Origin of the sequence: Roseovarius litorisediminis, assembly GCF_900172295.1 — a bacterium.
Lineage (GTDB): Bacteria > Pseudomonadota > Alphaproteobacteria > Rhodobacterales > Rhodobacteraceae > Roseovarius > Roseovarius litorisediminis.
Map to the genome: position 1 here is coordinate 476156 of NZ_FWFL01000003.1, position 11272 is coordinate 487427.

The following is an 11272-nucleotide window of genomic DNA, read 5'->3' on the forward strand; positions in this document are numbered from 1 at the left end:
AACCAGTCTACTCATACACCAAATCGCGTGTGCAAGAGGCTGGCTTAATGGACAAAGATCAGATTGTTAAAACGGCCCATGCGCTTGCAGATGCAGCGCGTGAGGCCGTTTTGCCGTTTTTCAGGGCTGAAGGCCTTTTGGCGGATAACAAAGAAGCCGGAGCAGGGTTTGACCCGGTAACCGAGGGCGATCGGGCTGCCGAAATCGCAATGCGCAAGATTTTGGGCGAAATGCGCCCTCAAGACGGGATTTTGGGTGAAGAATTCGGCTCTCAGACCGGGACAAGCGGGTTGACCTGGGTACTGGACCCAATTGATGGCACGCGCAGCTTTATGTCGGGTACACCAACATGGGGCGTGTTGATTGCACTTTCCAGTGATGCCGGCCCGCTTTACGGGTTGATCGACCAACCCTATATCAACGAGCGGTTTGAAGGCGGTTTGGGTATTGCGCGCATGACCGGGCCGCAGGGTGAGCGCGTGCTTAAAGTGCGCGGTGACAGGCCTTTGAACGAATCCATTCTGTTCACCACCTTTCCCGAAGTCGGCAGTGCCGCTGAAGGTGCCGCATTCACAGCCGTAAAAAACAAGGCCCGGCTGACGCGATACGGCCTGGATTGTTATGCCTATGCGCTGCTGGCGGCTGGGCAGCTTGATCTGGTGATCGAGGCGGGGCTTGAGGCCTATGACATTCAAGCCCCCATTGCGGTGATCGAGGCTGCAGGCGGGATTGTCACGGACTGGAGTGGTGGACCCGTTCATCAGGGCGGTCGGGTAGTGGCTGCGGCTGGTCGCCAGCAACATGAGGCTGCGTTGGAGATATTGTCTCACGTCTCTTGATCTGGATGGTGCCACCGGGATACAGTAGGTTCGCTGCGCGGCTCTTGACCCCTTTCCGTCGCGCGCGCTTCACATGTGCCTGAGGGGGCTTTGTGCCATGTGAAGGAAAGACCATGACCGAGATTTTGATCCGGGGAGCAGACTATCTGCTGACCATGAACGATTTGCGTGAAGAGTTGCGCGATACTGATATTCTGATCCGCGACGGTGTGATTGCCGCTGTGGGGCAGGGTTTGCAGAGTGCCGGCGAGGTGGTGTCGGCACGGGGCTGCGTTGTGACACCCGGGTTGGTGAACACACATCACCATTTATATCAAACGCTTACGCGGGCAGTGCCGGGCGGACAGGATGCGCTGTTGTTTGGCTGGCTGAAAACCCTCTATCCGATCTGGGCGCAGTTTGGCCCCGAGGAAATGCATGTATCGGCCTTGACGGGGCTGGCGGAACTGGCACTTTCAGGATGCACGCTAAGTTCGGACCACCTTTACCTTTTTCCCAATGGCGCAAGGCTTGAGGATACCATTCATGCCGCATCCGAGATCGGATTGCGGTTTCATCCCACACGTGGCGCAATGAGCATCGGGGAAAGTGCCGGGGGCCTGCCGCCTGATACGCTGGTAGAAGATGAAGAAAGCATCATAAGAGATTGTATTCGTGTCATAGATTCACTTCACGATCCGCGAGAAGGGTCAATGTGCCGGGTCGGTGTGGCACCGTGTTCACCGTTTTCGGTCAGCCGGGACCTGATGCGCGATGCGGCCTTGCTGGCGCGCGACAAGGGCGTGATGCTGCATACACATCTGGCGGAAAACGACGAGGATATAGCCTATTCAGAGGCGCAGTTCGGGTGCCGCCCGGGGCAATATGCCGAAGAACTGGGCTGGACCGGGGCGGATGTCTGGCACGCACACTGCGTCAAGTTGGACGTACAAGAAATTGATTTATTTAAAAGAACGCGAACCGGAATTGCGCATTGCCCGTGTTCGAACTGCCGCCTTGGGTCGGGAATTGCGCCTGTGAGGCGGATGCGCGATGCCGGCGTAAATGTGGGCTTAGGTGTTGACGGGTCAGCCAGCAATGACGCGGGCAACATGGTGCTCGAGGCGCGGCAGGCCATGTTGTTGCAGCGTGTGGCACACGGGGCTGACGCAATGAGTGCACGCGAAGCGCTGGAAATTGCTACGCGCGGCGGTGCCGATGTGCTGGGGCGACATGATTGTGGGCGTATAAGTATTGGAAAACGCGCGGATATTTCCATCTGGGATGTCTCTGGTGTTGAGAGCGCAGGCAGTTGGGACCCGGCGGCATTATTGCTGGCAGGGCCAAAAAAAGTGCGGGATTTGTTTGTTGAAGGACGGCAAGTGGTGCGGGACGGACAACTGACAACGGTCGATCTGCCCCGCGTTCTTGAGCACCAGAACCAGTTAGCCAGAAAACTGTCTGAGCGAACGTAAGTGTTTGTTCGCTGCTTTATTGGGGCTGTCTGGTTGTTCAGATCGCCTGTTTGCCGCCCACCCAGACCTGTCTGATTGCCCGGTCGTCCCCCATCATGATGGTCGGGAACAGCGCCTCCCAAATTTCCCCGGCGCGGGCACTGCGTTGGGCAATCGCAGGGGTCGAGGCCAGATCAAGGACAACCAGATCCGCCTCCATCCCAACGGTAATATTACCGATCCGGTCGCCCATCTGCAGGGCTTGAGCCGACCCAGCCGTGGCAAGCCACAAAAGCTGTGCCGGATGCAGGGCGGTGCCCGAGAGTTGACCGATTTCATAAGCAGCTGCCATGGTGCGCAACATCGAAAACGATGAGCCGCCGCCGGTATCGGTGGCCAGTCCAACGCGCTGCCCCTCGGTGATGCGGGCGGCCATGTCGAAAAGGCCCGAGCCGATGAAGGTGTTCGACGTGGGGCAGTGGATGAGAGCCCCGCCGACCTCGGCCAGGCGGTCGCGTTCGCGCGGTTCAAGATGGATGGCATGACCGTAGAGACCGCGCGCGCCCAGAAGGCCGTGCATCTCGTAGGTTTCCAGATAGTCGCGTGCCGTGGGGTAGAGGGATTTCACCCATGCGATCTCGTCGGTTTGTTCACTGAGATGTGTCTGCATCAGGCAATCGGGGTGTTCGGCCCAAAGGGTGCCGAGTGCCTCAAGCTGCGCGGGGGTGGAGGTGGGGGAAAACCGTGGCGTGATGGCATATGAAAGCCTGTCCACCCCGTGCCATTTCTCAAGCAGGGCCTTGCTGTCGTCATAGGCAGATCGGGCAGTGTCAAGCAGGTCAGCGGGCGCGTTGCGGTCCATGCAGGTTTTCCCGGCGACGGCGCGCAGGCCACGAGACCGGGCGGCGGTGAAAAAAGCATCAACGCTGGCGGGATGGATGGTGCAGTAGCTGACGACCGTTGTAGTGCCATTGGCCAATGTCAGGTCAAGGTAGCGCCCGGCAATCCGGGCCGCATAGATGGGGTCGGCAAAACGCAGTTCCTCGGGGAAGGTGTAGCTGTTCAGCCAGTCGATCAGGCGTTTGCCCCAGCTGGCGATCATCGCAGTCTGCGGGTAATGGACATGGGCATCGACAAATCCGGCGGTGATCAATGCGTCGCCATGGTTATGCACGATGGCGTCGGGGGCTTTTTGGGTCAGGGCGGCGACTGTTCCCACATCTGCAATCCGGCCCTGTCGAAGCAATACGGCCCCTGACAGGGTAGCCGAGTCTGCGGGACTATCCCCGAAAGGCCAGCGGTCAAAACTCAGGACCTGCCCGGTCAGTATGATATCGGTTTGCATATCTTCCATTCCGTTTAATGGCCAACCGCAAGATCAATGGCCGGTCGCAAGAATAAGCAGGCAGGCATAAGAGGTAAATCTTCCTATTTTCATTGTTTTCCTGAAGCTGCTTCTTTAATCCTTCCGTGAGGCGACGTAAGGGGGCGACATGGCTGAAGAGGACTATCAGGCAGAGCCCGAACAGGAGCGTGACGACGAAGCTTATGTTCTGGACCGCCAGGCGGTCGCGCAGATCATGCAGGCCGTCGATCTGGACGATCAGGAGCTTCTTTGGCGTGAGATGGAGCCGCTGCACCCCGCGGACATTGCCGACCTTCTGGAACAGATCAACGCCTTTGACCGCAAGCGGCTGATTGCGCTTTATGGCCACGAATTTGACGGCGATATTCTGTCGGAACTGGATGAATCGATCCGCGAAGAGGTGATCGACCTTCTGACACCCGAGGTTCTGGCCGAGGCGGTGCGCGACCTTGAATCGGATGATGTGGTCGATCTGGTCGAGGATTTGGAGGACCAGCAACAAGCGGCGATCCTTGAGATTCTGGAAGACAGCGACCGGATTGCGGTTCAGCAATCACTGACGTACCCGGAATATTCGGCGGGTCGTCTGATGCAGCGCGAAGTGGTGATGGCGCCCGAGCATTGGAATGTGGGCGAAGCGATTGATTACCTGCGCGATCAGGAGGATCTGCCGGATCAGTTCTATCACATCATTCTGGTTGACCCGAAACTGCACCCGGTGGGCAATGTAACTTTGGGCAAGCTGATGGCCTCGCGTCGCGAAGTGATGCTGCAATCGCTGGTCGAGGAAACATTTCACGTCATCCCTGTCACGCAGGACGAAGAGGACGTGGCTTATGCGTTCAATCAGTACCACCTGATCTCGGCCCCGGTGGTGGATGAAAACGAACGGCTGGTCGGTGTGATCACCATCGACGACGCAATGGCCGTGCTGGATGAAGAGCACGAAGAAGACATCATGCGTCTGGCCGGTGTTGGTGAAGGCAGTCTGAGTGACCGCGTGATTGAAACCACCAAGCAGCGGTTTCCCTGGCTAGCGGTGAACCTGGTGACCGCAATTCTGGCTTCAGTCGTGATTTCGCAGTTCGAGGCAACCATTGCGCAGTTCGTGGCCTTGGCGGTTCTGATGCCGATTGTGGCCTCGATGGGCGGTAATGCGGGAACCCAAAGCCTGACCGTGGCAGTGCGCGCCATTGCAACCAAAGACCTGACCACCAGCAACGTCTGGCGCGTGATCCGGCGCGAGGTGTTGGTGGGGCTGATAAACGGGCTTGTTTTTGCCGTGGTGATGGGAATTGTCGGGGTGCTGTGGTTTGGCGGGCCGCAACTGGGATATGTCATAGCTGCCGCGATGGTGATCAACATGGTCGTTGCCGGGTTCGCAGGGACGGTTATTCCTGTGTTACTCGAACGTATTGGCGTTGATCCGGCGCTGGCCTCGGGGGCATTTGTCACCACGGTCACGGACGTAGTCGGGTTTTTCGCCTTTCTTGGACTGGCTGCTGTGGTGTTGCTATGACAGATTTGACCGCTATCAAGGCCGACGCTCGCAAGGCAGCCTTTGCCCGGCGCAAGATTGCGCATGAGGCCAGAACGGGCGCTGGTGCCGGGCATCTGTCCGAGGTGCTGGCCGGGTACCGCGGCGTGCCGATGTCGGGTTTCATGGCCATCCGCACCGAGATCAATCCCCTACCTGCAATGGAAGAGGCCGCAGCCCACGGCCCGGTGGGCGTGCCGGTGATCCAGCGCCTTGGTCTGCCACTGAAGTTTTCACGGTGGGAGCCGGGCTGTGCGCTGAAAGAAGGGCCGTTCGGGGCGATGATCCCCGAGGTGGATGATTTCTTTGAACCCGAAATTCTGGTCGTGCCGCTGGTCGCATTTGACCGGCGGGGTGGTCGTCTTGGGTACGGCGGCGGGTTTTATGACCGCACGCTGGAATTGCTGCGGGGCAAGCGCCCGACGCTGGCCATCGGGTTTGCATATGCTGCACAAGAGGCCGACAATCTGCCGCTTGAGCCGACGGACCAGCCGCTGGACATGATGGTGACGGAGTCTGAAATCATCACTTTCTGATCAGGCGGGCCGGGTGGTTTTCCTGTCCATTTCGCGAAGCAGATGGTTGCGCGCGCCGTTGAGATGCCGGCGCAATATGCGCGTTGCCCTGCGCAGATTTCCGGCGCGGCAGGCATTGGTCAATCTTTGATGATCTGTCAGCCACCGGTCGGTATTCCTGGTCAACTGATTGTACCCCGCGATCTGTATGCAGCAGATACGACGCAGGTCGTTTACCATCGCCTGCTGCCGTGGCTGACCTGCCGCGGCATAAATCGCGTCGTGAAACATCCTGTCGCCCTCGGCCCAGTTGGACTGGCGCGCCTCCAGAGATGAGCGTTCTAGCGCGTAGCCTATTGCTGACAGATGGGAGTCGGTCATCTGCGGGATGGCGCGGGCCAGCAGATCGCCTTCCAGCAAGAGGCGCAGATTATAGGCCTCAATGACTTCGTCTCGGGTCATCTTTAGCACGGTTGCGGTCCGGTTGGGGCTGGCAGTGATTAGGCCCGTGGCTGACAGTTTGGCCAGCGCATCACGGATGGGGATGCGGCTGACACCGAAGCGCATAGCCAGATCTGCCTGCGAGAGCGGCGTCCCGGGGGGCAGAGCGCCGGACAGGATTTCATCCTGCAGAATCTGAGCGATTGAGGGCGGCGGCATGATCTTGAGTCCTTTATGTATACATGTATACAATCACGGAGGAATCGCTGCAATAGGAGCTCCCATGGCCGAGCATGACTACACCGCCAGGGTCGTCTGGACCGGGAACAGGGGGCAGGGGACGGTCACCTACAAAGGCTATGACCGCACCTGGAATATCGAGACCCCGGGCAAGCCGGTGGTCCACTGTTCAAATGATCCGCTGTTGGGCGGCGATCCAAGCCTGCACAACCCCGAGGATTTGCTGATTGCCGCGCTCAGTTCGTGCCACATGCTGTGGTACCTGCATCTGGCCAGTGATGCAGGGATCGCGGTGCAGTCCTATCAGGACGATCCGCTGGCGGTGGGAGAGACCGACAAGGCTGGCGCCAGCCGTTTTCTGCGTGCCACTTTGCGGCCGCAGATCACCGTACCGGAAGGCACCGATCTGGCGCGGGCCGATGCGTTGCACCACGAGATCCACAAAACCTGCTTTATTGCCCGGTCGGTGAATTTTCCGGTGGCGTACAAGGCCCGCTACAAGGTGCAGGCATAAGGCTGGAGCAGACGGATGGGGCAAGGGCACGCGCCACCCTCCTGTGTTGAAATTTACATTTCAACGATCCCCCGGGATATTTCCGGCAGAAGAAAAGCTGGGATTGTGGCCTTGCTCTTGGATGTGTGCGGCTCTAACACCAGCGTATGAAGATACTTTTTTTAGGCGATGTGATGGGCCGCGCGGGGCGCAGGGCCATTACCGAAACCCTGCCGCGACTGCGTGACGAGTGGCGGTTGGATTTTGTTGTGGTCAACGGTGAAAACGCCACCGGCGGTATGGGACTGAGCGGCGAGCATGCCAAGCTGATCCTTGAGGCGGGGGCCGATTGTGTAACCCTTGGCGATCATGCCTTTGACCAGAAGGACATGTTGCAATTCATCGAGAATGAGCCTCGGGTTTTGCGCCCTGTCAACTTTGCCAGGGGTGCGCCGGGGCGCGGGCACCGGGTATTTGCCGACCGGCGGGGGCGCAAGGTTCTGGTGACACAGGTGCTGGGGCAGGTGTTTATGAAGCGGCCCTTTGACGATCCGTTTTCGGCCATGGACGAGGTATTGCGCAGCCATCCTTTGGGTGGGGCGGTGCAGGCGGCACTGGTGGACGTGCATTGCGAGGCGACCAGCGAGAAAATGGGCATGGGCCACTTCTGTGACGGGCGCGCCAGTGTGGTGGTGGGCACCCATACACATGTTCCCACGAGCGATGCCCAGATATTGCCGGGCGGCACCGCGTTTCAGTCTGATGCGGGAATGTGCGGGGATTACAACAGTGTCATCGGCATGGAAAAGGCCGAACCGATGCGCCGGTTTGTCACCGGCATGTCCAAGACAAGGTTTACGCCTGCCCTGGGTGAGGCCACGCTATCGGGGCTTTACCTGGAAACCGATGACAAGACCGGCAAAGCCACCCGGATTGAGATGGTGCGGCAGGGCGGGCGGCTGGCACCGGCGGGTCCATGACAACAAGCCCGGCGCTATACGGCATTCTGCTGCTCATGGGCGCAGGCTGGGGTTTGTCGGTGGCGCTGTCGAAGATCGCGGTCAGCACCGGGCACCAGCCTTTTGGCCTGATCTTCTGGCAACTGGTGGTGACTGTTGTGGTGCTTGGCGCAATCGCCTGGAAACGCGGCAAGCGGCTGGAGCTTGGGCGAGTCTACTGGCGGCTGTTCGTGATGGTGGCGATGTTTGGCGCCGTCTTGCCCGACATCTTTTTCTACATTTCTGCGGCGCGTCTGCCCGGTGGTGTTTTGGCCATTGCCATCTCGAGCGTGCCGATGTTTTCGCTTCCCATTGCGCTGATGCTGCGCAATGAGCAGTTTTCCTGGCGTCGTATTTTGGGCCTGATGCTGGGGCTGGCGGGCATCGTGTTGCTGATCGGTCCCGAGGCCAGCCTGCCCGAGCGCGCGATGGCTGCCTTCGTGCCCGTCGCCCTGATTGCGCCCCTGCTATATGCGACCGAAGGTAACCTGGTGGCAAAATGGGGCACGCAGGGGCTGGATTCGGTACAGACCTTGCTGGCGGCCTCGTTGCTGGGGGTTGTGCTGACCCTGCCGTTGGCCCTGATCACCGGGCAGTGGATTGATCCGATGGCTGGGTTTGGTGCGCCCGAGGCAGCGCTGGTGGCCGGCGCTGTGATCCATGCGCTGGTCTACGCGGCATATGTCTGGATGGTCGGGCGGGCGGGTTCGGTATTTACGGCGCAAACGAGCTATCTCGTGACCGGGTTTGGCGTGATCTGGTCGATGATTCTGTTGAGCGAGAGTTATTCCGCCTACGTTTGGGGCGCCCTGGGGCTGATGTTGGCCGGAATTTTCATGGTACAGCCGCGGCTACCAATGCGGCTTGCCCCCAGCCCCGGCTTAGAGGAAACTGGCACCTGATCTGACAGAGAAGTGGCCAAGTTGATTCACCTGATTGATATTTCGCAAACTGGGCAGGCCTTGCTGGCCCTTGGTGTTGTTGTGGCGATGTTCGTACTCTTCATGCGCGAGGTTTATCCCGCCGAGGTGGTCGCGATCAGCGGGGCAGCGGTGCTGCTGGCCCTGGGGCTGCTGCCTTATGAAGAGGCGCTGCATGTGCTGGCCAATCCGGCACCCTGGACCATCGCGGCGATGTTCATCGTAATGGGCGCGCTGGTGCGCACCGGCGCCCTGGATGCCTTTACCGCGCTGGCAGACCGGGTGGCCAAGGTGAACCCGAAAATGGCCATTGGCATGCTGTTGGGTTTTGTTGTGGTGGCCTCGGCTTTCATGAACAACACACCGGTGGTGGTGGTGATGATACCGGTCTTTGTACAGCTTGCGCGCACGTTGGGGATGAATGCCTCGAAATTGCTGATCCCGCTGAGTTACGCGGCGATCCTTGGCGGCACGCTGACGCTGATCGGGACATCGACCAACCTACTGGTTGATGGTGTCGCGCGGGCGCAGGGGCTGGAGGCCTTCACGATTTTCGAGATCACTCCGCTGGCGGTGGTTCTGGTGGTCTGGGGTATGATCTATTTGCGGTTTATCGCCCCAAGGTTGCTGCCGGATCGCGACAGCATGGCCGACATGCTGTCAGACAGATCACGCATGAAATTCTTCACCGAAGCTGTAATCCCGCCCGACTCGAATCTGATCGGGCGCGAGGTTTCGGGCGTGCAATTGTTCAAACGCGAGGGGGTGCGCCTGATCGACGTGATCCGCGGAGATCAGTCGCTGCGCCGTGATATGAAGGGTGTGACCCTGCAAGTGGGCGACCGGGTGGTGCTGCGTACCAAGATGACCGAACTGCTCAGCCTGCAGCGCGACAAAAGCCTGAAACGGGTCGATCAGGTGTCGGCGGTCGAGACGACAACCGTAGAGGTGCTGATCACGCCGGGTTGCAAGATGGTAGGCCGGTCGCTGGGCGCGCTGAGGCTGCGGCGCCGCTACGGGGTTTATCCGTTGGCGGTGCACCGACGAAACCAGAATATCGGCCGACAACTGGATGATCTGGTGGTGCGGGTGGGCGATACACTGCTGTTGGAGGGGGCGCCCGAAGACATCCAGCGACTGGCACGCGAGATGGAGATGGTTGATGTTTCGCATCCCTCGGCGCGTGCCTATCGCCGCAGCCATGCGCCCATTGCCATTTCGGCCCTTGCCGGGATCGTCGCCCTGGCGGCCTTTGGCGTGGCGCCGATCCTGTTATGTGCGGTGCTGGCGATGGCGGTGGTGTTCCTGACCCGCTGTATCGATTCAGACGAGGCATTTTCCTTTGTCGACGGGCGGTTGCTGGCGCTGATCTTCGCGATGCTGGCGGTGGCCACAGCGCTGGAGACGTCAGGCGCGGTTGATCTGATTGTCGAGACCTTTGCGCCATATATCGCAGGGTTTTCACCGTTCTTCATCATCTGGTCGATTTACCTGCTGACGTCGTTTTTGTCCGAGATCATAAACCATGCGGTGGCGGTGGTGCTGACGCCGGTGGCGATTGGCCTGGCCATCAATCTGGGCGTCGATCCGCGCCCCTTGGTGGTGACGGTGATGTTTGCCGCCAGCGCCACCTTTGCCACGCCGATCAGCTATCAGACCAACATGATGGTTTACGGGCCCGGCGGGTATCGGTTTACCGATTTCCTGCGGGTGGGCATTCCGCTGAACCTAAGTGTGGGCCTGCTGGCCTCGGCACTTATTCCATTCATCTGGCCGCTCTAGGTAAGGTCCGATATGCGGACTTTTCCGACATTGATGTTTGGGCATGTTGCTGATGCAGAATTCGAGTGCACTTGCAGCAGGCGATGCCCTGCTTTGTAGCAGCGGTCGTCAGAGTGGTCATTGAAAAGTGTGGTTCTCGCCGGAACCCAAACCAAACCTTCGCTGCAGTAGACAAAGACAACCTGGTCGCAGGACACAGCAAACTTCACCGAACCGATCCTTTCGGTATACATATTTTATACGCGATGACATTTGTTCAGATCAATTGAACGGCCCTCAATGCGTCAAAGCAAGACCCCGAAATCTTTCGATGTAGGCATCGTGGAACCATGTATTGACCTGGGCGGCGGGCCTTACCTTTGCAGATTTCGATTCAGCTTGCATGAATAGCTCGTTATTCTGCTGCGGTTCAGCCCAGGCTTTCTCGCTGTTGCAGCGAGCTGTGTTCCAAGCGCACGCAGCACAATTCTGTCATTTCTGGATTGGGCTCTTCCAGCATTTTCGCCGCGCAGGTCACGAAGGGCCGGTTCAGGAAAAATCGCCTTTCGCTGCGCCATGCGCGAACTGGTAAGTCGCGGACAAAGCAGACGCTTTTCAGCAGGTGAGACAGCCAGTCACTGCGTGTGGAAAACATCAACTGCCGAACGGCAACATCAGCGCTAATGAACGACGCCGTGCGGCCCGTGCTTCATGAAATGCCACTGACCG

The 11272-nt window shown here is 59.1% G+C and carries 10 protein-coding genes; 8 read left to right on the forward strand and 2 right to left on the reverse strand.

All coding sequences use genetic code 11. The annotated features are described in order from the left end of the window. The first annotated feature begins 47 nt into the window (after positions 1-47). Together PEL8287_RS08450 and PEL8287_RS08455 are read left to right on the forward strand one after the other, a co-directional pair. A complete protein-coding gene (locus tag PEL8287_RS08450; RefSeq protein WP_085891921.1) occupies positions 48-839 on the forward strand; it encodes an inositol monophosphatase family protein in 792 nt (263 codons plus the stop codon). Positions 840-952: 113 nt separating this feature from the next. Continuing rightward, a complete protein-coding gene (locus PEL8287_RS08455; protein WP_085891922.1) occupies positions 953-2293 on the forward strand; it encodes an 8-oxoguanine deaminase in 1341 nt (446 codons plus the stop codon). Between the two features lie 37 nt (positions 2294-2330). On the opposite strand, the gene guaD is transcribed toward PEL8287_RS08455, so the two are convergent. Next, positions 2331-3617, reverse strand: coding sequence for a guanine deaminase (gene guaD, locus PEL8287_RS08460; RefSeq protein WP_085891923.1), 1287 nt, complete (start codon positions 3615-3617; stop codon positions 2331-2333). A 148-nt stretch (positions 3618-3765) separates the two neighbouring features. Between guaD and mgtE the strand changes: the two genes are divergently transcribed. Together mgtE and PEL8287_RS08470 are read left to right on the forward strand one after the other, a co-directional pair. Beyond that, positions 3766-5157 carry a magnesium transporter gene (gene mgtE / locus PEL8287_RS08465; protein ID WP_085891924.1) on the forward strand — a complete coding sequence of 464 codons (1392 nt, stop codon included), beginning with the start codon at positions 3766-3768 and terminating at the stop codon, positions 5155-5157. Continuing rightward, a complete protein-coding gene (locus tag PEL8287_RS08470; RefSeq protein WP_085891925.1) occupies positions 5154-5711 on the forward strand; it encodes a 5-formyltetrahydrofolate cyclo-ligase in 558 nt (185 codons plus the stop codon). The genes mgtE and PEL8287_RS08470 overlap by 4 nt, the downstream gene beginning before the upstream one ends. Here PEL8287_RS08470 and PEL8287_RS08475 read toward each other — a convergent pair whose 3' ends face one another. Next, the gene (locus tag PEL8287_RS08475; protein WP_085891926.1) at positions 5712-6350 is read right to left on the reverse strand and encodes a GntR family transcriptional regulator; all 639 of its coding nucleotides are present in this window, start codon (positions 6348-6350) and stop codon (positions 5712-5714) included. It lies immediately after the preceding gene. A gap of 64 nt (positions 6351-6414) precedes the next feature. Between PEL8287_RS08475 and PEL8287_RS08480 the strand changes: the two genes are divergently transcribed. From PEL8287_RS08480 to PEL8287_RS08495, 4 genes are all read left to right on the forward strand, one after another. After that, entirely contained in the window at positions 6415-6885 is a 471-nt protein-coding gene (locus PEL8287_RS08480) for an OsmC family protein (RefSeq protein ID WP_085891927.1), read from the forward strand. Positions 6886-7031: 146 nt separating this feature from the next. Next, entirely contained in the window at positions 7032-7844 is an 813-nt protein-coding gene (locus PEL8287_RS08485) for a TIGR00282 family metallophosphoesterase (protein WP_085891928.1), read from the forward strand. Further along, a complete protein-coding gene (locus tag PEL8287_RS08490) occupies positions 7841-8764 on the forward strand; it encodes a DMT family transporter (RefSeq protein ID WP_085891929.1) in 924 nt (307 codons plus the stop codon). The genes PEL8287_RS08485 and PEL8287_RS08490 overlap by 4 nt, the downstream gene beginning before the upstream one ends. Positions 8765-8851: 87 nt before the next feature. Further along, a complete protein-coding gene (locus tag PEL8287_RS08495) occupies positions 8852-10564 on the forward strand; it encodes an SLC13 family permease (protein WP_085891977.1) in 1713 nt (570 codons plus the stop codon). The last annotated feature ends 708 nt before the right edge of the window (positions 10565-11272 follow it).